The 22,500-nt window shown below is 59.0% G+C and carries 18 protein-coding genes; 10 read left to right on the top strand and 8 right to left on the bottom strand.

From position 1 onward, the window contains the following. Window positions 1–173: 173 nt before the first annotated feature. Window positions 174–1,910 carry a heparinase II/III family protein gene (locus ABFT80_RS02610; protein ID WP_347970296.1) on the top strand — a complete coding sequence of 579 codons (1,737 nt, stop codon included), beginning with the start codon at window positions 174–176 and terminating at the stop codon, window positions 1,908–1,910. Between the two features lie 151 nt (window positions 1,911–2,061). Further along, on the top strand, window positions 2,062–3,678 hold the full coding sequence (purH, locus tag ABFT80_RS02605; RefSeq protein ID WP_347970295.1) for a bifunctional phosphoribosylaminoimidazolecarboxamide formyltransferase/IMP cyclohydrolase: 1,617 nt from the start codon (window positions 2,062–2,064) through the stop codon (window positions 3,676–3,678). Window positions 3,679–3,846: 168 nt separating this feature from the next. Here purH and ABFT80_RS02600 read toward each other — a convergent pair whose 3' ends face one another. After that, the gene (locus ABFT80_RS02600) at window positions 3,847–5,223 is read right to left on the bottom strand and encodes an MFS transporter (protein WP_347970294.1); all 1,377 of its coding nucleotides are present in this window, start codon (window positions 5,221–5,223) and stop codon (window positions 3,847–3,849) included. Between the two features lie 295 nt (window positions 5,224–5,518). Between ABFT80_RS02600 and ABFT80_RS02595 the strand changes: the two genes are divergently transcribed. Next, the gene (locus ABFT80_RS02595) at window positions 5,519–6,130 is read left to right on the top strand and encodes an alpha/beta hydrolase family protein (protein WP_347970293.1); all 612 of its coding nucleotides are present in this window, start codon (window positions 5,519–5,521) and stop codon (window positions 6,128–6,130) included. A gap of 47 nt (window positions 6,131–6,177) precedes the next feature. Here the strand turns inward: ABFT80_RS02595 and ABFT80_RS02590 are convergent, their stop codons facing one another. The 3 genes from ABFT80_RS02590 to typA all read right to left on the bottom strand — a co-directional run bounded on the left by ABFT80_RS02590 (window position 6,178) and on the right by typA (window position 13,083). Beyond that, window positions 6,178–10,977, bottom strand: a complete 4,800-nt coding sequence (locus ABFT80_RS02590) for an NAD-glutamate dehydrogenase (RefSeq protein WP_347970292.1) — start codon at window positions 10,975–10,977, stop codon at window positions 6,178–6,180. Between the two features lie 10 nt (window positions 10,978–10,987). Continuing rightward, window positions 10,988–11,182, bottom strand: a complete 195-nt coding sequence (locus tag ABFT80_RS02585; RefSeq protein WP_347970291.1) for a hypothetical protein — start codon at window positions 11,180–11,182, stop codon at window positions 10,988–10,990. A 71-nt stretch (window positions 11,183–11,253) separates the two neighbouring features. Beyond that, complete coding sequence (typA, locus tag ABFT80_RS02580; RefSeq protein WP_347970290.1) at window positions 11,254–13,083, bottom strand: translational GTPase TypA; 1,830 nt, start codon at window positions 13,081–13,083, stop codon at window positions 11,254–11,256. A 178-nt stretch (window positions 13,084–13,261) separates the two neighbouring features. Between typA and ABFT80_RS02575 the strand changes: the two genes are divergently transcribed. After that, entirely contained in the window at window positions 13,262–13,555 is a 294-nt protein-coding gene (locus tag ABFT80_RS02575) for a hypothetical protein (protein ID WP_347970289.1), read from the top strand. 149 nt (window positions 13,556–13,704) lie between these two features. Here ABFT80_RS02575 and ABFT80_RS02570 read toward each other — a convergent pair whose 3' ends face one another. After that, complete coding sequence (locus ABFT80_RS02570; protein WP_347970288.1) at window positions 13,705–15,750, bottom strand: M3 family metallopeptidase; 2,046 nt, start codon at window positions 15,748–15,750, stop codon at window positions 13,705–13,707. A 137-nt stretch (window positions 15,751–15,887) separates the two neighbouring features. Here ABFT80_RS02570 and ABFT80_RS02565 point away from each other — a divergent pair, with 137 nt between their 5' ends. Then, window positions 15,888–16,361: a MarR family winged helix-turn-helix transcriptional regulator gene (locus tag ABFT80_RS02565; protein WP_347970287.1), complete on the top strand. Its 474-nt coding sequence runs from the start codon at window positions 15,888–15,890 to the stop codon at window positions 16,359–16,361. Then, a complete protein-coding gene (locus tag ABFT80_RS02560) occupies window positions 16,358–17,584 on the top strand; it encodes a multidrug effflux MFS transporter (protein WP_347970286.1) in 1,227 nt (408 codons plus the stop codon). The genes ABFT80_RS02565 and ABFT80_RS02560 overlap by 4 nt, the downstream gene beginning before the upstream one ends. Here the strand turns inward: ABFT80_RS02560 and ABFT80_RS02555 are convergent. From ABFT80_RS02555 to ABFT80_RS02545, 3 genes are read right to left on the bottom strand one after another with little or no spacing between them, the layout of a single operon-like run. Then, on the bottom strand, window positions 17,581–18,336 hold the full coding sequence (locus tag ABFT80_RS02555) for a DUF429 domain-containing protein (protein ID WP_347970285.1): 756 nt from the start codon (window positions 18,334–18,336) through the stop codon (window positions 17,581–17,583). The two genes, ABFT80_RS02560 and ABFT80_RS02555, sit on opposite strands and share 4 nt — an antisense overlap. Before the next feature lie 2 nt (window positions 18,337–18,338). Beyond that, the gene (gene pdxY / locus ABFT80_RS02550; RefSeq protein ID WP_347970284.1) at window positions 18,339–19,223 is read right to left on the bottom strand and encodes a pyridoxal kinase PdxY; all 885 of its coding nucleotides are present in this window, start codon (window positions 19,221–19,223) and stop codon (window positions 18,339–18,341) included. 7 nt (window positions 19,224–19,230) lie between these two features. Next, on the bottom strand, window positions 19,231–19,485 hold the full coding sequence (locus ABFT80_RS02545) for a hypothetical protein (protein WP_347970283.1): 255 nt from the start codon (window positions 19,483–19,485) through the stop codon (window positions 19,231–19,233). A 145-nt stretch (window positions 19,486–19,630) separates the two neighbouring features. Between ABFT80_RS02545 and ABFT80_RS02540 the strand changes: the two genes are divergently transcribed. The 4 genes from ABFT80_RS02540 (at window position 19,631) to ABFT80_RS02525 (ending at window position 22,357) form a co-directional block, all read left to right on the top strand. After that, the gene (locus ABFT80_RS02540; RefSeq protein ID WP_347970282.1) at window positions 19,631–20,260 is read left to right on the top strand and encodes a LemA family protein; all 630 of its coding nucleotides are present in this window, start codon (window positions 19,631–19,633) and stop codon (window positions 20,258–20,260) included. A gap of 48 nt (window positions 20,261–20,308) precedes the next feature. Further along, a complete protein-coding gene (locus ABFT80_RS02535; RefSeq protein WP_455189873.1) occupies window positions 20,309–21,139 on the top strand; it encodes a TPM domain-containing protein in 831 nt (276 codons plus the stop codon). After that, complete coding sequence (locus ABFT80_RS02530) at window positions 21,140–21,781, top strand: TPM domain-containing protein (RefSeq protein WP_347970280.1); 642 nt, start codon at window positions 21,140–21,142, stop codon at window positions 21,779–21,781. Window positions 21,782–21,850: 69 nt separating this feature from the next. Beyond that, on the top strand, window positions 21,851–22,357 hold the full coding sequence (locus ABFT80_RS02525) for a GNAT family N-acetyltransferase (protein WP_347970279.1): 507 nt from the start codon (window positions 21,851–21,853) through the stop codon (window positions 22,355–22,357). Window positions 22,358–22,500: the final 143 nt, after the last annotated feature.

Genomic DNA, 22,500 nt, shown 5'->3' with positions numbered 1-22,500 from the left:
CGCGGTTTTGGGATAACGACATGCATAAACAAAGAGCCAAAGCGCTCGACGACAAATCCAGTCCGAGACTACGCGCTTTGGCCTATATCGTTGGGTATCGACAAATTCACCTTCGCATAGAGTCTTGAATCATATAGACTATTGGTCGGCGAGGGGCCTTCAGGAGTGACTTTTTGGAAATCGCGGCAGGCGACACTCGGCGTCTTTGGGCGCTCGTTGCCAAGGAATTCTGGCGCAAAACCCGCCGGCGCCTGCGTTCGGGTCCCGCCTATCGCTGGCGTTATTCGGGGCGCACGCCTGAGCGCGTTCTCATCGCGCCACCCGACCTGCGCCTTGCCGATCCGCAGATCGCGCTCGAGATTTATTATGGCCGCTATCCCTTTGCCGGTCATCTGATCGAGACAGGCGGGCAATCGCCATTTCAGATCAGCGGCGCCAATGCCGGGTGGAGTAGATCGCTGCACGCCTTTCGATGGCTTCGCCATATGCGGGCGGCGGGAACGGAGCTTGCTGCCGCCAATGCGCGCGCGCTCGTTTCGGACTGGATATCGATGCATGGCACGCGGATACATGGCGTCGCCTGGGAACCGGCGATAACGGCCAAGCGCATCATTGCATGGCTCCAGCATTCATCCGTCGTTCTGCAAGGCGCTGAATTTCCCTTCTATCGCTCCTTCCTGAAATCGCTGGCGATGCAGATCCGCTATCTGCGCTCCGTCTCGCGAGAAATGCCGGACGGAAAAGACCGGTTGCGCGCCCGCATCGCACTTGCCTTCGCTGCCCTTTCATTACCAGCGCCGCCATCGGCGCTGCGCAACGCGACGAAACAACTGGCCGACGAACTGGAACGGCAAATCCTGCCAGACGGCGTGCATATTTCCCGCAATCCGATGGCGGTTCTGGAACTGCTGGCCGACCTTCTGCCGCTTCGCCAGACCTATGCCAATCAGGCGGAATCCCCGCCGGATGCTCTGATCGGCGCGGTCGAGCGCATGCTGCCCGCCCTGCGCTTCTTCCGGCATCAGGATGGCAGTATCGCCCGCTTCAACGGCATGGGCGCAACCATCCATGACCGCGTGGCGGCGATCCTCCGTCACGACGATACAGCCGGCGCGCCGCTGCTCCATGCCCCGCATTCCGGCTATGAACGGCTTTGCATGGGCAACACGACGCTGCTTTCCGATACGGGTGCGCCGCCGCCGGTCAGCGTGTCCAACAATGCTCATGCCGGCTGTCTGTCGTTCGAGCTATCGTCCGGCCGCCAACACTACATCGTCAATGCCGGGCTCGACACTTATGGCGCGCCGGAGTTTCGCCCGCTTGCCCGCGCAACGGCCGCACACTCCACCGCAACGCTCAACGATACGTCGTCGGCCCGGTTCAGCCACTCAGTTCGCGTCAACAATCTGCTCGGCTCCCCCCTCATCGGCGGGCCGCGCGAGGTGACGTGTGAACGTACGGATTCGCTGGGTATTCAGGGCTTCATCGCCAGCCATGACGGCTATGCGCATCGCTTCGGCATCGTCCATGAACGCGAGATTTCACTGTCTGGCGATGGTGATGTTATCTCAGGCGCAGATCGTTTCTTCCCAGCGCGCGGCAACACCGGCAGACCGCCCCCAGACAATCAGGTCACGATCCGCTTTCATCTGCACCCGGACATCGAGCTTTTCCGCGACAAGCGCGACAGACTTGTCCTGACCGCGCCGAATGCGGACCATTGGACCTTCACTTCGAATGAAGTCGAACCCGAAATCGACGAATCGATCTTCTTTGCTGGCGTCGGCGGACCGCGCCACACCCGCCAGATCGTCTTGTCTTTCTCGACATCGGACAGGTCGGAAGTGCGCTGGCAGCTCACGCGCAGTTATTTTTCCGGCCAGACCCAGCGGCCAAGAAGCAGTTTTTGAGGGAAACCTTTCCGCTCACTCTTCGAAACACCACAGAAAATCCCGCTCAAAACTGCAAAACTTCCAAGCTTTCACCGGCTTCAACTTGATTTGAAGCCGGTTTGCGCCTAGGCCCCGACTGCCCGCAACAAAGCTGAAGAGACTTTTGCCGATGGCCGTCGCCTCCAAGAAAATCCCCGCCCCCGATCTCGTCCAGGTGCGCCGTGCACTGCTGTCCGTTTCGGACAAGACGGGGCTGATCGATTTCGCAAAAGCACTCGCCGACCAGGGCATCGAACTCGTTTCGACCGGCGGTACGGCAAAGTCGATTGCCGAGGCAGGTATCGCGGTTCGCGACGTATCCGAACTCACCGGCTTCCCCGAAATCATGGATGGCCGCGTGAAGACGCTGCATCCTTCGGTTCATGGCGCGATTCTCGGCATTCGCGACGACGAGGAGCACACAGAGGCGATGCGCGCTCACAACATCGAGCCGATCGATCTGGTCGTGGTCAATCTCTACCCGTTCGAAGACGTGCGCAATTCCGGTGCGGATTACCCCTCCATCGTCGAAAACATCGACATTGGCGGCCCGGCCATGGTGCGTGCATCGGCCAAGAACCATGCCTATGTCGGCATCGTCACCGACCCGGAAGACTATGCCTCTGTTTTAAACGCACTCGAATTGAACACCGGCAGCCTGTCGCTGGAATTCCGTCAGAAGCTTGCGGCAAAGGCCTTCTCGCGCACAGCCGCCTATGATGCGGCGATCTCCGCATGGTTTGCCGAAACGCTCGAAATCGAGCACCCGTCATGGCGCGCTTTTGGCGGCAAGCTGGACAGCGTCATGCGCTACGGCGAAAACCCGCATCAATCGGCAGGCTTTTACAAAACCGGCGACAAACGTCCCGGCGTCGCCACCGCGCACCAGCTTCAAGGCAAGCAACTGTCCTACAACAACATCAACGATACGGACGCAGCTTTTGAGCTGATCGGCGAATTCGACCCCAAAAAAAGCGCCGCAGTCGCGATCATCAAACATGCCAATCCATGCGGCGTGGCGGAAGGTTCTTCGCTCATCGAAGCCTATGGCAAGGCGCTTGCCTGCGACCCGGTTTCCGCTTTCGGCGGCATCGTCGCGGTCAATGGTCTGCTCGATGCGCAGGCCGCCGAGGAAATCGTGAAGACATTCACGGAAGTCATCATCGCGCCCGAAGTAAGCACCGAAGCTCAGGCGATCATCGCCGCCAAAAAGAACCTCCGTCTGCTGGTGACTGGTGGCCTGCCTGACCCACGCGCGACCGGCCTGTCGCTGAAATCCGTCGCTGGCGGGCTTCTGGTGCAAGGCCGCGACAATTCGGTGGTTGATGATCTCGACCTGAAAGTCGTGACCAAGCGCGCGCCCACGGCCAAGGAACTGGCCGATCTCAAATTCGCCTTCCGTGTCGCTAAGCACGTCAAGTCGAACGCAATCGTCTACGTCAAGGACGGTGCAACGGTCGGCATCGGTGCCGGGCAGATGAGCCGCGTCGATTCCTCCCGCATCGCTGCCCGCAAAGCCATTGATGCCGCTGAAGCTGCCGGATGGGCCGAACCGCTGACCAAAGGCTCGGTCGTCGCTTCCGACGCCTTCTTCCCTTTTGCTGACGGTCTGATTTCGGCCATCGAAGCCGGTGCCACCGCCGTCATCCAGCCGGGCGGTTCGATGCGTGACGAGGATGTCATTGCCGCCGCAAACGAACATGGCATCGCCATGGTATTCACCGGCATCCGCCACTTCCGGCATTGAAGAACGCCCCTCTTCCTTCTCCCCTTGCGGGAGAAGGTGGATTGGCGCGAAGCGCCAAGACGGATGAGGGGTGTTGCGTGGAATGAGACGCTGGCATCCGGCCAGCACCCCTCATCCGCCTTCGCTACGCTCAGGCACCTTCTCCCACAAGGGGAGAAAGAACAGCCCCTACCTCTCCACCTTATCCGCCGGATAGGGCGTCGGCCAAAGCACCGCCATGCCGACCACCAGGAAGATCAGGATCATCGCCATGCCGAGGCGCGGCGATCCGCTGATTGCGGTTACCGTCGCCACCAGAAACGGCGCAAGAAAACTCGTCGCACGACCGGCCAGCGCATAAATCCCGAAATACCGTCCTGCCTCTTCCGGCGTGACGCTGCGCGCAAGATAAGAGCGCGACGATGCCTGAACCGGGCCGAATGCAATCCCTATCAGCAGACCGAACAGTATGTAGGCCTTCTCCGCAGGCGTGCCGAAAAGCCCACCCGTGTCGGCTCCCGGCAACATCAGCAAACCGAACAGCGTGAAGCCCGGACCGGTCGATACGATGCCGATCGTCGCTATGAGCAGCAAGACCAGCGAGATCATGACTACGACTTTCGATCCCAAAGCCGTATCGAGGCGGCTCGCCGCCAGACAGCCGAAAATCGCAACGATGTTGAGGATGATCCCGAAAACACCGATTTCCGTGATGCTCCAACCGAACATGGCCGCTGCAAACACGCCGCCAAGCGAAATCAACGCATTCACGCCGTCCTGATAGATCATCCGCGCGATGAGAAAGCGCAATATCCCGCTGCGCCGCCGCACCTCGCCGATCGTCGATTTCAGCTCGGCCATGCCGTCGCGTATCGCGGGACGGATCGGCTTGCCCTTGATCCCATCCGGCGTGAAGAAGAACATCGGCAGGATAAAGATGAGATACCATAGAGCCGACAGCGGCCCTGTCGCGCGTGCATCTTCGCCGCGCACCGGATCGAGCCCGAACAGCGGGTCCGCCCCCACGATCGTCTTGCCGGTTTCGGGCGAGGCCGCCAGCATAGTCACGACGAAAATCAGCGCGATCATTCCGCCGAGATAGCCGAGCCCCCATGCGATATTCGAGATTTTCCCGATTTCCGCCTTGGAAACCAGCCGAGGCATCATGGAATCGTTGAAAACGGTCGAGAATTCAGCGGCAATCGACGCCAGCGAGAAGAACAAAATCACAGGGATCAGCGGAGAGCCGGGAGCCGCGAACCACAGTGCGCACAGGCTGATGATTTTTATCGCCGCGAAAAAGGCGATCCACGGCTTTCGGGGCCCTGTCTGGTCGGCAATCGAGCCGAGCACAGGCGACAATATGGCGATGAAGAACCCGGCAATCGCGATGCCGTATCCCCAGGCCGCCTGCCCCATGGCAGGGTCGGTCGCCATGCGCGACACGACATAGGGGCCGAAGATGAATGTCGTCACGACCGTAAAGAAGGGCTGCGCCGCCCAATCGAAGAACATCCAGCCCCAGATGCCGCGACCGGAGGCGCGCTGAACTTTCCCGTCAGTCATATTCTCTCCACCCGCCGCGCATCTTTCACGGTTCATGCCATGTCTGCATGTTTTTCGGGACGGTGCAAAGAAGAACTTCCGGTAAGAAACTGTAACCTCTAAGCTGGCCCCTTCCCGACAGAGTTTCTGCCATATGACATTGAAAATCGTACGCCGCCTTCTACCAGATTGGGGAACAACTTATGGCCCACCCGGTGATGGCCCCTTTCCCGCGATTATGATTCTTCACGGCTCGGAAGGTGCGTGGTCAGGTTGGAGCCATCGCAATGCGGCAATCATTGCAGCCCACGGTTTCTTGGCTTTTCCTTTTGGTTATTCGAATGGCGGAAATGCTTGGAATGCGGGCAACATCATTGACGTGCCGTTGGACAGAACGGTTGAGGCACTTGCCGCACTAAGGGCATTTCCTTTCGTAGACCAACAAGTCGGCATGTACGGCGTGTCCCGAGGAGCAGAACATGCCTTGCTGCTGACTTCGCTGATGGTTCGCGACAAAATTGCTGGAGTACCGGACGCCCTCGCCGTTCACAGCCCACCGGATGTCATCTGCGGAGCGTTCGACGGGCGAAGGTGGCGCGATGCAGGCGATCCCGGCTGGCAATCTTGGGATGCTGGCCACCGCGCCTGGTCTTGGCGCGATTCGACGGAAGAGCTTCTTCCGACAACGACTATCGAAGTCGAGCGTTTCGACGGTCCGCTGTTCCTAAGTCACGGAACTGCTGATCGTGTCTGGTCTGTGGACATGACACGGCGAATTGTCGATCGGCTACATCGCCACGGAAAGACACCCGAAATCCACTATTACGAAGGACAGGATCACATTCCAGGAAGCGCTGCCGAAAATGAGCATCATGAACATCTGATTGCATTTTTCGAACGCAATCTCATTTCAAACGAGCGGCATTAACGGATCGCAGCCAAAATTCGCCGATGAAATCCGCTCAGGCTTTGCTGTCACTTCCCCGTCAGATCGCTCATCAGGCCCGATGCCACCGAAAGCCGCGCAACCGTGATGTCGCCGCCTTCGGTCAGGCTTTGGAGCCTTTCGCGTATACGCTCGATGCGCGCGCCGCCCGCTTCCAGCCATGCCGCAACCGGATCGTCGGATTTTCCAAAGTGCAGCAGCGCCTTAACGGCGATTGCGCGTCGCGATGCGTCAATCGTGTCGGCAGCGCGGGCCAGTGCCAGGCCTTCGTAATAATCGGCCGCGCTGATGTTGCGGGCCGCATCCTGCATGCGCCCGATGCGGAACGCTTCGGCAACGGCGAAGAATGCCTTTGCGGCGACGATCATGTCGGCTTTCGCAAGCTCTGATACCAGCGCGATATCGGGTATCAGTTCGGCCACTTCCGCAAGAGCCAGCCGCTCCGCAAGCTTTTGCGGTGCGCCTGCCGTTGCAAAGCCTGCGCGCCGTTCGCTGAACTTGTTCTGCGAGAAGGCGGACATCAAGCCGACGAGTTTCGGTTCAAGAACCTTGCGCGCTTCCTTCAAGCCTTCGATGCGCTTGCCGAGCGGCACATTGCGATGATCGTTTCGCAGATACCAGGTGCACGCCGAACGCAGGACGGCACCCACCGACTGGTAAAGATCGAGCTGGGCTTGCCCGTCGATTTGATTGTCGAGCGCGTCGATCTGCCTGTAGAGCGAGGTCAGCTCGAACCCGTCCCGCACCAGCACAAACGCACTGGCAACCGCTGCCGCACTGCGCGAGGTCAGATCCTCCAGCGCATTGACGAAGCACGGCCCGCCGCGATTTACGAGATCGTTTGCCAGCAAGCGCGAAATGATCTCGCGACGCAGCCGGTGCGTGCCGATTTCGGCGGCATATTTCTTGGCCATTTTCTGCGGGAAATAATCCAGAAGATCGGCCTCGAAATGCGGATCGTCGGGCAGATCGCTGGCGACGAGATCGGAGAACAGAACGATCTTTGCGTAAGCCAGCAAGACGCCGAGTTCAGCCCTTGTCAGTGGTTCGCCGCGCTTCGCGCGCTCCTTCAGAACCGCGTCGGACGGCAATGTCTCCACGGCACGATCCAGAAGATCACGCTCTTCCAGCGCACTCATCAGGCGCCCCTGCTGACCGATATCCGCAAGGCCCGGCCGTGCCGCCAGCGAAAGCGCCAGTGTCTGTTCGTAATTGTTGGCAAGCACCAGTTCGCTGACTTCCTGCGTCATGTCGGAAAGCAGCCTATCGCGGGCCGGACGCGCCAGCGCACCCTTTCGCATCGCGGATGCAAGCGCGATCTTGATGTTCACTTCGACGTCGGAGGAATTCACGCCGCCGGAATTGTCGATCGCATCCGAATTGCAACGTCGTCCGAGCATGCCGAACTCGATACGGCCGCGCTGCGTGACACCGAGATTTGCGCCTTCGCCGAGCACCTGCGCGCGAACTTCGGCCGCAGTCACGCGGATGAAATCATTCGCGCGGTCGCCGACGTCCTGATTGCTCTCGCCCGTTCCCTTCACATAAGTACCAATGCCGCCGAACCAGAGCAGATCGACCGGTGCCTTCAGAATGGCGGTCATGATCTCCGCCGGCGACGCCGTGGTCTTGGAAAGACCGATGGCGTTAGCCGCTTCCTGCGAAAGACTGATCGACTTCTGCGCGCGCGATACGATCACGCCGCCTTTCGAAAGCTTCGACTTGTCGTAATCCTGCCAGCTCGAGCGCGGCAGATCGAACATCCGCTTGCGCTCCGCAAATGTCGATGCGGCGTCCGGATCGGGATCGATGAAGATGTCGCGATGGTCGAAGGCTGCGATCAGTTTGGTCTGCTCGGAAAGCAGCATGCCATTGCCGAACACATCGCCTGACATGTCGCCCACGCCGACAACGGTGAAGGGCGAGGTCTGGATGTCGCGGTTCATTTCACGGAAATGACGCTTCACCGCCTCCCACGCGCCCTTGGCGGTGATGCCCATTTTCTTGTGGTCGTAACCGGCAGAACCGCCGCTGGCGAATGCATCGTCCAGCCAGAAATCATGCGCCTGGCTGATCGCATTTGCCGTGTCGGAAAAGGTCGCCGTGCCCTTGTCGGCTGCGACGACGAAATAGGGATCGTCGACATCGCGGCGAACGACATTCTTCGGCGGCACGATTTTGTCGCCATCGAGATTGTCGGTGATCGAAAGCATGCTCGAGACGAAATTCACATAAGCCTTGCGGCCTGCCTCGAACACTTCGTCGCGCGAGCCGCCTGTGGGCAATTGCTTCGGGAAGAAACCGCCCTTCGCACCGACCGGCACGATGACCGCGTTCTTGACCTGCTGGGCCTTCACCAGACCCAGAACCTCGGTGCGGTAATCCTGCGCGCGGTCTGACCAGCGCAGGCCGCCACGCGCCACTGGCCCGAAGCGCAGATGCACACCCTCGACCTCGGGACCGTAGACGAATATCTCGCGCCACGGCTTGGGATCGGGCAGTCCATCGATGGCACGCGAATCGAGCTTGATCGCGAGCGATTTACCCGGCTCGGTGGAGTCCGAGAAATGGTTTGTCCGCAACGTCGCCTCGATAAGGTTCAGATAGCGGCGAATGATCCTGTCATCATCGATATTCGGAACGTTTTCCAGCGCGTCCTTGATCCTGGCGTCGAGCTTGCCGGCGGCATTCTCGCTGTCCTTTCCGGCTTTCGGGTCGAGCCGCGTCATGAACAACGCGTGAAGGTCTCGGGCGATGTCCGGGTAGCGATTGAGCACGCCGGAAATAAAGCCCTGGCTTTGCGGAATTCCGGCCTGCTGGAGATAGCGGCCATAAATACGCAGAATGCTGATTTGGCTTGATCCGAGACCTGCCGTCTGCGCCAGCGCGTTGAAATAATCATTATCGCTCTGCCCGGCCCAGACCGAGAGAAACACCTCTTCGAACAGCGCGCCGCCATCGGCAAGATTTATCGTCGAACCATATTCGTGCTGAAGGTCCATGTCGTGGACGAAGACCTTGCCGCCGGAATCGACCTGATCGATTTCGAAGGTGCGCTCGCTGATAACCTTGAAGCCCATATTTTCGAGCACCGGCACACGGCGCGACAGGGCGACGGGGCTGCCGAAATGATAGATTTTTAGACCTGCTTCCGAGGCTCCCTGTCCAGGACGGCGATAATAGTCGATCTCGATAGACTTTTTCGGGCCAAGCTCGGAAATGCGCGCGGCATCGACCAGTGCTTCGGCCGGCTGGAATGCGTCGCGATAGCTTTCCGGGAAATGTCCGGCGATTGCCGCCAGCGCAGGCTCCGAGCCTGTTGCGGTTGCCGCTTCGCGAAGCGCGTCTTCCCACGTCCTTATAATGGCGCGGATTTCGGCTTCCACCGTCACCGTATCGACCTTCGGCGTCTTGCCGCCGCTGCGGCCAATGATGAAATGAACGCGCGCCAGCGTGCCTTCCGGGAAGGCGGGGTAATAGGCCGAGACATGGCCGTCGAAGACGGTTTTCAGATAATTGCCGATCTTCTCGCGCACGACGCTGTCGTAACGGTCGCGCGGCACGAAGACGATGACCGACACGAACCGGTCGAACTGATCCACCCGAACCAGAACGCGTACGCGCGGACGCTCGCTAAGGCCGAGAACTGCTTCGGCATGTTTGCGCAATGTCGGAACAGCGATCTGGAAAAGCTCGTCGCGCGGATAGGATTCCAGAACGTTGATAAGCGCCTTGCCTGAATGGTCGCCGGGGTTGAAACCAGATTTCGCGATGACCGCTTCGGCCTTGGAGCGCAGATACGGTATCTTGATCACCGAGCGTGTGTAGGCGGTCGAGGTGAACAGGCCGACGATACGTAATTCGCCCGAAAGCACGCCCTTCGGACTGTAGGTTTTGACGCCGATATAATCGAGATAGATGCGCCGATGCACATTCGACTTCGCATTGGCCTTGGTGACGATCAGCGGATCGGGGCCATGCAGGAACGCGCGGATTTCAGGTGTGGTGGTGGATGCACCGCCCGCGTCGCGGCGCAGGATCGGCACATCCGGGTCGCTCAATATTCCGAGACCGGATTTATGTGCGAGCTCCAGCGTACCGCTCTTCTCGCCGCCGGAATATTTGAACTCGCGCATGCCGAGAAAGGTGAAATTGTCGTCGCGCAGCCATTCGAGGAAAGCGACAGCTTCCGTCACAGCCCCCTTGTCGAGCGGCACCGGCGCGTAGCGGAATTCCGAAATCGCTTGATCGAGCCGTGCAAGCATCGGCTTCCAGTCGCGCACCGCTGCGCGCACCTGCGCCAGAACCTTGCCGATCCGCTCTTCCAGCCCGGCGGATTCTTCTTGCGTCAGCGGGTTGATATGGACGTGAATGACGCTGACGCGGTCGACCCCAGTCTCGGTCTTCAGCGAACTCCCGTCACCGACGAGTTCCGCAACCCCGCCCTTGCCATGCTTTACGGCGATGATCGGATGCGTCACCAGCGAAGGTTCGCCTGCCGTGTCGGTAATTTCGCCCAGAACTGAATCGAACAGGAACGGCATGTTGTCATTGACTATGGTGACGACCGTTACCGGCCTGCCCTGCCTGACGACACCGGAATCATTATCGATTGCAATGACACTGCCGCCCTTGCGATGCTTCAGCAAAGCTTTGTGGGCGAGTTCGGCAGCCTTTTCGATCGCCCTTGCGTCGTAAGCTGCAAGATCCTCGTCGGGCGCCCGCGCTAAAAGAAGACTGGAGAGCGACGTGGAGGACTTTCCGGCTGGCGGTTTTTTGACGCTTTTTTTCACGGAAACGCCTTTTGCCGCATTTGCTTTCGCATCCATCGGAAGCCCCTCATGCACTGCTTTGAACGATCGTATCAGATAGCGGCCATTTGACGACTGTCACTGCCGCCGGATTTGCGAAAATTTCAGAATCTTGGAGAAACAGACCTGAAATGATGAATAAATCATCGATATGACAGCCGTACCACTCAATTCCGGCTACATTTTCTCTAACTTCGTCGAAAAAATTGCCAAACCCGCTCATTCGCCGATTGCCGGGCTATCGCGATAAACAGCCAAAAAAAAAGCCGCCCGGAGGCGGCTTTTTCAGTTTCGTCAGGCGGCACCGGCCGTCTTTGAAGATTTTTCGAAGCGCTTGCGCTCATTCGGGTCGAGATAAAGCTTGCGAAGACGAATGGTCTTCGGCGTCACTTCGACCAACTCATCGTCCTGAATCCAGGCGAGTGCGCGCTCCAGCGTCATGCGGATCGGCGGGGTCAGCTTGACGGCCTCGTCCTTGCCCGCAGCGCGGATGTTGGTGAGCTTCTTGCCCTTCAGCACGTTCACTTCGAGATCGTTGTCGCGAGAGTGAATGCCGATGATCATGCCCTGATAGACCTTGACGCCTGCGTCGATGACCATCGGGCCGCGATCTTCAAGGTTCCACATTGCGAAGGCAACCGACTCGCCCTGCTCGTTGGAGATCAGAACGCCGTTGGTGCGGCCCGGCAATTCGCCCTTGTAAGGCTGATACGAGTGGAACAGACGGTTCATGACCGCCGTGCCGCGCGTATCGGTCAGAAGTTCCGACTGATAGCCGATAAGGCCGCGCGTCGGCGCATGGAACACGAGACGCTGACGGTCGCCGCCCGAAGGACGAAGCTCGATCATCTCGGCCTTACGCTCCGACATCTTCTGCACGACGATACCGGAATGTTCTTCATCGACGTCGATGACGACTTCTTCGACCGGCTCCAGCAACTCGCCATCGTCGCCCTTCTGCATGACGACGCGCGGACGCGAAACGGCAAGCTCGAAGCCTTCGCGGCGCATCGTCTCGATGAGAACGGCAAGCTGCAATTCGCCACGGCCCGAAACGAAGAATGAATCCTTGTCGGGAGCTTCTTCGATTTTCAGCGCAACATTGCCTTCGGCTTCCTTCAACAGGCGGTCGCGGATGACGCGGCTCGTCACCTTGTCGCCTTCGGTGCCTGCAAGCGGGCTGTCATTGACGATGAACGACATCGTCACGGTCGGCGGATCGATCGGCTGCGCATGCAGCGGCTCGGTAACGGAAAGATCGCAGAACGTGTCGGCGACGGTGCCCTTGGAAAGACCGGCGATAGCAACGATGTCGCCTGCCTGTGCTTCTTCGATCGGCTGGCGCTCGAGGCCACGGAAAGCGAGGATTTTCGAGACGCGGCCGGTTTCGAGCAGCGAACCATCATGATGAAGCACCTTCACCGGCTGGTTCGATTTCAGCGTGCCGGATTCGATACGACCGGTGATGATGCGACCGAGAAACGGGTTGGCTTCCAGGATCGTGCCGATCATGCGGAACGGACCGGCATGAACGGTCGGCGCAGGAACATGCTTCAGCACGAGATCGAACAGCGGTGCCAGACCCTGATCCTTCGGGCCTTCCGGCTTTTCCGCAACCCAGCCATCGCGGCCCGAACCGTAGAGGATCGGGAAGTCGAGCTGTTCGTCGGTCGCGTCGAGTGCGGCAAAGAGATCGAAGACTTCGTTGATGACTTCTTCTTCGCGCGCGTCCGGGCGGTCGATTTTGTTGATGACGACGATCGGCTTCAGGCCGACCTTGAGCGCCTTGCCGACAACGAATTTCGTCTGCGGCATCGGGCCTTCAGCGGCATCGACCAGCACGATTGCCGAATCCACCATAGAAAGAATGCGTTCGACTTCACCGCCGAAGTCGGCGTGGCCGGGCGTATCGACGATGTTGATACGTGTGTCTTTCCAATCGACCGAGGTCGCCTTGGCAAGGATCGTGATGCCGCGTTCCTTTTCGAGGTCATTCGAATCCATCGCGCGTTCGGCGACACGCTGGTTCTCTCGGAACGAGCCCGACTGCTTGAGGAGCTGATCGACAAGGGTGGTTTTCCCATGGTCGACGTGCGCGATAATCGCGATATTGCGAAGGTTCATGTTTTTTCAACTCGGGAAGGTTGCGGGCACAGCCTGACGACGCACCGCGTTTCATTATGCGCGCGCTCTTACATTGTTTTTCGCAATTGCGAAAGAGGCAGCGATAGATACGGTTTCTTAACGCTCATTAAAGAATATCGAATACAAGGGCTAGAATTGATTCTTGAGCGGGCAATCCATGAACCAGTTTCATAATGGTGTGAAAAAGGCATTGTTCATCGCGGCAGCCTTCGCAATGCTTATGTCGCCTGCCGTGCATGCTCGCCAGCCATCGAATGACGTTCCCGAAAACATCGCCCGAATGACCGTATCTTCGGATGATGACGCGGCAGCGCTTTTCCCGGACGCATCGTTTGGCGTCGATCCTGTCGTCACAGGACCGGTCAGCAAAAGTTTTCGTGAACAGCAGAAAATCAACAATTGCGACAAGGCTGTCTGGCCGAAAATTCCGGCCGCCTGCTATCCGGGCTGATAGCCCAGAGACTATTTGATAATTCGCCCTGCTGAGTCATATGGTGTGGTTTTCGAGAACCGGAGCGGAGCGTACATTTGAGTACGTGAGCACCGGAAGCGCAGAAAACCGTGCCAGATGGCCAGCAGGGTAGAATTTGCAAATGGTCTCTACAATCCGCGCTTCTCCATCATTGCATCCGGCGTCGGCATCTGCCCGCGGAACGCCGTGTATAGCGCTTCGGGATCGGCAGAGCCGCCAGCCGCATAAATATGCTTTCGAAGTTTCTCGGCCAATTCCGGGTTGAACGGATCGCCAGTCTCCTCGAATGCCGCAAACGCGTCGGCATCCAGCACTTCCGACCACATGTAGGAATAGTAACCCGCCGAATATCCGTCACCGGCAAACACATGCTGGAAATGCGGAGTGCGGTGGCGCATGGCGATTGCATCCGGCATGCCAAGCTTTTCAAGCGTTTCCGCCTCGAACTCCAACGGCTTTTCCGGCGCTTGCGACCTCGCGTGATATTCCATGTCGACAAGTGCCGAAGACGTGAATTCGACCGTATTGAACCCGGCACCGAATGTCCGCGCAGCCAGCATCTTGTCGAGCAGCGCCTTCGGCATGGGCTTGCCGGTCTCGTAATGCAGCGCATGCTTTTCAAGTATCTGCGGAACGGTCAGCCAATGCTCGTAAAGTTGCGACGGCAGTTCCACGAAATCGCGGGAGACGGACGTTCCCGCAACGGACGGCCAGTTCACGTCGGTCAGCATGCCATGAAGCGCGTGACCGAATTCGTGAAACAGCGTACGCGCCTCATCCAGCGAAAGAAGCGCCTTTTCGCCGTCTTCAGGCCGCGCGAAGTTCATTACATTATAGATGATCGGCGTCGAACCCTTGCCGAGCCGATAGCCGGATTGCAACGCGCTCATCCACGCGCCTGAACGCTTCGACGGGCGATTGAAGTAGTCCGCCAGAAAGAGCCCGCGCCTGCTGCCGTCGGCATTCCTGATTTCGAACACCCGCACATCAGGATGCCACGCAGCAATGCCGTTCTTTTCAACGAAGGAAAGACCGAAAAGACGGGTCGCGACATCGAAACATGCATCGATCACCCGGTCGAGCTGAAGATACGGCTTGATCTCCGCTTCATCGAACGCGAATTTTTCCGCCCGCAGCTTTTCCTGATAAAAGCGCCAGTCCCAGCCTGCGATCGTCTGGTTGCTGCCTTCACCGGCGGCGATGCGCTGCAATTGCGTCTGGTCTTCCGCCGCGCGTTCGCGCGCCTTGTCCCAGACCGGCATCAGCAGTTCCATGACGGCATCCGGCGTTTTCGCCATCGTGTCGTCCAGCTTCAGCGCGGCATAGCTTTCATAACCGACAAGCCTGGCCTTTTCCGTGCGCAGACGCAGCGTATCGCGCACCACGTCGCCATTGTCACGCGCGCCGCCATTCTGGCCACGCATGATGAATGCCTTGTAGGCTTTTTCGCGCAGATCGCGCCGCGTCGAGAAAGTGGTGAACGGCTCGTAGATCGAGCGCGACAGCGTTACCGCGAATTTGCCCTTCTGCCCGCGACCGGCAGCGGCCTGCGCCATGTCGTTTTTCAGGAAATCAGGAAGCCCGTCGAGATCGGATTTTTCGAGAAACAGCACCCATTCCTTTTCATCGCCGAGCACATTCTGGCCGAACTTTGCGCCGAGCGAGGCAAGCTCTTCATTGATCGTCGCAAGGCGCTTCTTGCCCTTCTCGTCGAGCTTTGCACCGGCGCGCACGAAACCCTTCCAGCTTTTTTCCAGAACGCGCAGCGTCTCTGAATCGAGCCCAAGGCTTTCGCGGCGGCTGTAGAGATCGTCGATGCGGGCAAACAATCGCTCATTCATCGAAATCGCGGAGAAATGACGCGCCATTTTCGGCGAAATATCGCGTTCCAACGCCTGGATCGTGTCGTTCGTGTCGGCACCTGCACGGCACCAGAATATCGAGGACACACGGTCCAACGCTTCTCCCGACAATTCGAGCGCAGCCAGCGTGTTTTCGATTGTCGGCGTTTCTGGATTTGCGGAAATCGCCTCTATGTCGGCTGCATGAGCGGCAAGTGCTGCATCGAAAACCGGCGCAAACGCCTCATCGTCCAGCCGGTTGAAATCCGGCAAGCCATCCGGTCCGCCCCAATGCGTCAGCGGATGATTGGCGAGATCGAGGGTCGATGACATCGAGGCATTTCTCCAAATTTCGGGACGGGCATACGGTCAGCCTGACCGATGTAGGCGTGCGCACCGTCCCTGACAAGTTGTTGACGATGACAGGCGAAATAACTATGCTCCACATATAATAAGTAAGGCTTAGTATTATGGCTTCTCCCGTAAATCCGGAAAGTTTCGGCTTTCTCGTGACAGACGTTGCGCGTCTGGTTCGCTCTGAAATGGATCGACGCATCTCCGATGCCGGTCTTGGCCTGACGGCAATGGAAGCGCGCACGCTGACCCATGCCGCTCGCGCTGGTGCAGTTCGCCAGACGGTTCTGGCCGAGCGCCTTGGCGTCGATGCGATGACGTTGAGTGTGCATCTCGACCGGCTCGAAGCGCGCGGGCTGGTGCAACGCAAGCCCGATCCTGACGACAGGCGCGCAAACCATATTCATCTGACGCCTGAAGCCGATGCGCTTCTGCTTGCCATGCAGCCAGTGGGTGCTTCGCTGCGGGTGGATGCATCAGCGGGTTTTGAAACGGATGAGTGGGAAGCCTTTCTCACCATGCTCAAGCGCGTGCGCGCCAATATTTCGGCCGTCAAATCCGGCCTACGGAAAGAAGAACTAACGCAATGAACGCGCAGCCTTCCTTGCCAGCCCCGATCATGTCGGAGCGCCGTGTCGGCATAATCGGCGCGATGCTCGTCGCCATCGGTCCAACATCAATGGCGCTCTACACACCGGCAATGCCCGAAATCGTCCATGCTTTCGGCACCACCGAAGCCATGGTGAAAATGTCGCTTACGCTTTATTTCGCAGGCTTCGCCTTTGCCCAGCTTATTTGCGGGCCGCTTTCCGATGGGCTTGGACGCCGTCCGGTGACGGTCGCTTTCATGGGCATCTACACGATTGCCAGCATTGCCGCAGTCTTCGCGCCCGACATCCACACGCTGATTGCCGCGCGTTTCGTGCAGGGCGTCGGTGCGGCGGTCGGCGTTGCCATATCCCGCGCCATCGTGCGCGATCTTTTCGCAAGCGAACAATCCGCCCGCATCATGAACCTAATCGGCATCATTCTGGTGATTGCCCCGGCGACCGCGCCGACAATCGGCGGCCTGACCATGGAACTTGCCGGCTGGCACGCGATCTTCATCGTCATGGCGGCGGCAGGCATAGGCATCGCGCTGCTGGCAATCTTTTCCCTGAAAGAAACCGTCACGCGCGATCTCGGACGTATCCGTCCCAAGGCATTGATCAAATCCTACAAAACGCTGGTGCGCAGCACCTATTTCATGTCGTCCAGCCTGATGATCGCCGGAACCGCAGGCGCACTCTATGCCATGGCGACAATGCTTCCCTTCGTGCTGATCGAACGCGTGGGCCTGACGCCCAGCCAGTTCGGCTTCGGCATGCTTTTGCAATCCGGCGGCTATCTCACCGGTTCGCTTTTGGTCCGCCAGCTTATGAAACGCTACAGCGCATACAGGATCGTCCCGATCGGGCTTATCAGCGTCGCCATAGGCGGGCTGGCTTTTGCAGTGCTGCTGCGCCTCTTTGAGCCGACATTTTTGAACGTCATGATCCCGGCAGGCTTCTATGCATTCGGCATCGCCTTCGTCATGCCCGCCATCAGCACAGCCGCGCTGGCACCCTTTCCCCATATGGCGGGTGCTGCATCGTCGATGCTCGGCTTTCTGCAGATGGGTGCCGGTCTGGTCGGCGGTCTGATTGCCGCGGCGATGGGCGCACCCGTCATTGCGCTGGCAACCATCATTCCGGGAATGGCTATCCTGGCGGTATTGTCCTGGTTTGTCTGGCGCAGGCTTCCCGAACCGACGATCCTCGTTCTCAACCGCTAAACCCGGATCGCGATCGGATTGCCTTTTGAGTCCATATCCGGCGGGTCGGGAAACGAAATCGCCTCGCCTTGCGCGAACCGCTCGGCAATTGCGAGCATCGCACAGGCATCGAGAAAATCATCCGCCGCAGCACCGCGCGGCGGGCTTTGCTGAAGAAATCCCGGATCGAACCCGCTTCTCGAAAGCAGCGCGCGCCGCTCTTCCATGCCAGCCGGGTTGATCCTGCCCTTAATCTTCTTGGGCAGGATCATCGCGCAATCATCATACAGCTTCCAGAACGCCACTTCGGGATGCGATTCAATCACGCGCTTTCGCAAGCCGGGAACGGCGCACAGCAAAGCGTCCATTTCCCTGATTTTCGAGAATATCCCGAAAGCCTGAATCGAGACGCCGCGCGGCGGATCGGACGTTTCCATAGCAACCGCGCTCGCGCGCCTGTGTGCTTCGTACCAGACCTCGAGTGTCGTGAATGGCTGAGTATCTGCATAGACCGCCGCGCGCGACGGTATCGAAAAGACGCTCGACTGCCGCTGCCCGATCAAAGGTCGCACAAGGCGCTCCGGTCCGCGCCCGCCTTTATGCGTGAAATCTGGCAGCCCGATGGGCATATCGACGGCGATCACTGCATCGGCAGGCATGAAATCTACCAGCGCGGAAAAGCTTGCAAAAACGTCGCGCTGAAAATTTCCATCAGCGTCCCGCCAAACGGCAATCCATCCGCCCTTGCAGCCATCTACGCCCGCGGCAAGCAATGCTAAACCCGCTTGGACCGCGACGGATGCATCAACCGGCGAAGCTGAACCATCGCCATAGGATGGGACAGACTTTGCGCATCCGTTTCAAGCTGAAGTTCATCGCCGCCACGCTTGGCGGTACGCGCCAGAATCTCGAAGACGGCAGCGGTCGTCGATTGCAGTGCCTTTTCCGGAGAATGGCCATTGAGCAGACGCGCGAGAAAGACCGCGGCGGTCAAATCACCCAGGCCATTTGGCGGCTGGTCTATAGTCCGGTGCTCAGCAAGAAAGGCTTCGGTCGGCGTCAAAAGAAGATTGCCCGTCCCGCCAGCCATCATCGCCGGTGCTGACGTCACCAGCATTTTTGCCGGTCCAGCGTCGAGCGCTGCGGAAATCACCGAGCGCGCATCGTCCAGCTTCGCGCCCGCCATCCATTCGAGTTCGTAGCGGTTCGGCGTGGCGATATCAGCAATTGGCATCAGTCTGTCGCGAAGTGCTTCGGCCAGTTCCGTCGGCACATAAAGCCCGCCCATATCGCCCATCACCGGGTCGCAAATATAAAGCGCGTCAGGGTTTTTCGCCTTCACGGCGCCGACCAGCGAGGCGACGGCATCGGCTTGCGCGGCATCTCCCAGATAGCCGGAAAGCACGCCCGCGACTTCGCCAAGCCAAGGCGAATTCGCCAGATCCTTCATCAGCGACGCGAACTGCGCAGGCTCGGGGACGATGCGCGTTGCGCGACCATGTCCCGGGTGCCACGGCAAAATCACGGTCGGCACGGCCCATACCGGAAAGCCGAGCGTTTCCAGCGCAAATACCGCCGCACGGTTTCCCACCGATCCGCGCGCCACATGGCTGGAAATGACGATGACAGCACGCGGCGTGCCGTTTTCTTCTGTTTTCATGCTTCCCTCAGCGGCCCAACACGAAAATGACGAGCCAGATCAACAAGACCACGCAAAAGCCGAGACCGAGAATGCGGCCGATCCTCGTTCCCCAATATTCGATCCTGTCGGATTGGTCAGCATCGGTCGCCGACATATGGTCGCGCGCACGTTTCGTGGTGCGTCCCACCATCGACATGCGGCTGCTGTCCGCCTCTTTTGAAACGCGGTCGAGTATGCGCCGCGATTCGCGTTCCCTGTCGTCGTCGTGACCCGATGCCATTGCCGTTCCTCTCGCAAGCATCCTTATCGTGTTCGACGCATAACGAAATGGGCCACGAAGGCACCATGCTTGTTCAGCGCGCCATTCCTTTATAACGGGTTTGTGATAATTGTTTCCCGTTCTATCGTGAATCGAGGGATATTCCATGTTCGCACAACGCCTGTCGTTCCCGTCCTTGCGCGCGGCTCCCGCGCTGATTTTCCTCGCTCTCGCTTTGCCCCTGCTTGCGGGCTGCGGCTTCAACACCATTCCGACAGCAGAAGAACAGGCAAAAGCCTCATGGAGCGAAGTGCTGAACCAGTATCAGCGCCGTGCCGACCTCATTCCAAACCTCGTGGAAACGGTAAAAGGCTACGCATCGCATGAGCGCGAAACGCTCGAATCCGTCGTCGAGGCGCGCGCCAGGGCAACGCAAGTCACCTTGCCGCCGGATGCGCTGAACGATCCGGCAAAATTCAAGGCGTTTCAGGACAGCCAGTCCGGCCTGACCAGCGCGCTGTCGCGCCTGCTGGCCGTCGTGGAAAACTATCCCGACCTCAAGGCGAACCAGAACTTCCTCGCCCTTCAGGCACAGCTCGAAGGCACGGAAAACCGCATCGCGGTTGCGCGCCGCGATTACATCGAGTCGGTGCGCGTCTACAACACGACGCTGCGCACCTTCCCGTCGCTGATTTGGGCGAAGCTCTGGTTCACCACGAACGAGCCTTTCCAGAATTTCACCGTGGCCGAAGACAAGATCGAGACGCCCAAGGTGGATTTCGGTTCGGGCGGCTGAGATTCATAAGCAGTTTCGGCAAATCACATGATTTTCCCGCCTGAACGCATGCCGTCCGTCAGCCGCATTTCGTGGCTGACCACCGCGGTCTTGGCGATCGTCCTCGCATTCTTCGCTCTGGCCACGGTGCAAGCTGCCGAACTGCCAGCACTCACCGGCAGGGTGGTCGATCAGGCAAACATCATCGATGCCTCGACCCGCTCGGAACTGACGGAAAAGCTCAAGGTTTTCGAGGACAGGTCTTCGGATCAGATCGTCGTCGCCACCATCGACAGCCTCGACGGAGAAGCCATCGAGCCTTACGCAAACCGGCTTTTTCGCGCCCGGAAACTCGGTCAGGCAGGTGAAAATAACGGCATATTGCTGCTGGTTGCAAAATCCGACCGCAAGATGCGCATCGAGGTCGGCTACGGGCTGGAAGGCACGCTGACCGACCTGCACTCAAAGCTGATTATCGAAAACACTATGGTTCCGGCATTTCGCGCCGGTGATTTTTCCGGCGGAATTTCGCGCGCGGTGGACGACATCATCATGGTGCTGGAAGGCAATTCGGCCGAACTCGAAGCCCGCGCCCAGCGCAATCAGGAAAGCGGCAGCGACTTTACCGGCGACATCGTGCTCACCATGTTCATACTGATCTGGGGCACGCTGTTTTTCGGCGGTTTCGCAATGGCGATCCTGCCGCGCTGGTTCGGCAGGAAAATCGGGCCGAACCGCTACAAATGGCTGGGCATGGAATTCAACTACACCGTGTCCCGCTCGTCTTCGGGCGGCGGCTGGTCGTCCGGGTCGTCAGGCGGCGGGTTTTCGTCGGGAGGTGGAGGCTTTTCCGGCGGCGGTGGCTCGTCGGGCGGCGGCGGATCATCGGGAAGCTGGTAAATGAATAGTCCGACATCTGTAACGAGCGAAGATCATCAGAAAATCGCCTCTGCGATACGTGAAGCCGAAAGCCGCACCTCCGGTGAGATTTACTGCGTCGTAGCGCGCTCCAGCGACAGCTATTTCTTTCCCGCTGCATTTGCGCTTTCCGTAGCAATCCTGCTGCTCAGCTTCGGTGTTTCGTTGTTCCTGCATTTCTGGTGGTTCAGCATACAGATCCACGTTTTCGTAGGCGCGCAATTGCTGGCTCTTGTGTCGGCGCTTGCCGTCATATGGCTGTTTCCAGCACTTCGCATTCATCTGGTGCCGCGCTATCTTCAATATCGCCGTGCGCATGCCAATGCCGCTAAGCAATTCCTGGCCCGGAACGTCCATATCACCTCGGCGCGCACCGGCGTTTTGATCTTCGTCTCGCTCGCTGAGCGCTATGCCGAGATTGTCGCCGACAGCGGCATCAACCAGCGCGTCGAGCAGGACAAATGGAACGCCATCGTGGCCGATTTGATCGAACACGCCCGCCAAAAACGCCTGACTGAAGGTTTTCTGGGTGCAATCGCAGCAGTCGCCAGCCTGCTCGAGGCGCATTTCCCGATACGGCAAGGCGATGTGAACGAGCTCGACGACCACCTCGTCGAAATTTGAATCGGACAAACTCGCCAGCCGCGCAGACATGCTTGCAATGTTTTTGCGCGAGTTTATGGTTAAGAAACCATGAAGACGATAACGATCGATATTCGCAAGGCTGGACCGACGGACGCGCAGGCGATTGCCGACGTGCATCATGAGGCATGGCGCGGCGCTTATGCTGGCATCATCCCGCATCGCGCGCTGAACAGCATGATCAGCCGCCGCGGTACGGAATGGTGGGCCAATGCCATTCGCCGCGCGGCGACCGTTCTGGTTATCGAGATCGGCGGCAAGATTGCCGGCTACGCAACGGTTGGCCGCAACCGCGCCCGCGACCTCGCGCAGGAAGGCGAAATTTACGAGCTTTATCTGCGCCCGGAATATCAGGGCGTTGGTTTGGGTAGCCGCCTGTTTGCCGCAGCACGCGAAAAACTTTCCGCCCACGGCCTCAAGGGCCTCGTCGTATGGGCGCTCGAAGACAATCAGAATGCCGTGCAGTTTTATCTTGGCGCTGGCGGTCGCGATGTTGCCGAGGGCGTAGAAATATTCGACCAGAAAGCGTTGCGAAAAGTAGCCTTCGTCTGGGAATAAAGCCCTCTCCGGACGCCGTTCACGACAAATCACAACTTCTCACGCCTTGCTTCCCGGCGCATGTGCGGCTATCGGGAATGCGTTTTCGTTCCGCTTCCAGGCAAGCGGGACGCTCGTGTTTCATGATCGCATCATCCGCGCGA

Origin of the sequence: Foliimonas ilicis (genome assembly GCF_039939195.1) — a bacterium.
Classification (GTDB): domain Bacteria; phylum Pseudomonadota; class Alphaproteobacteria; order Rhizobiales; family Rhizobiaceae; genus Foliimonas; species Foliimonas ilicis.
Note: the sequence above shows the minus strand (reverse complement) of the source record. Positions and strands in the feature narration are given on the sequence as shown.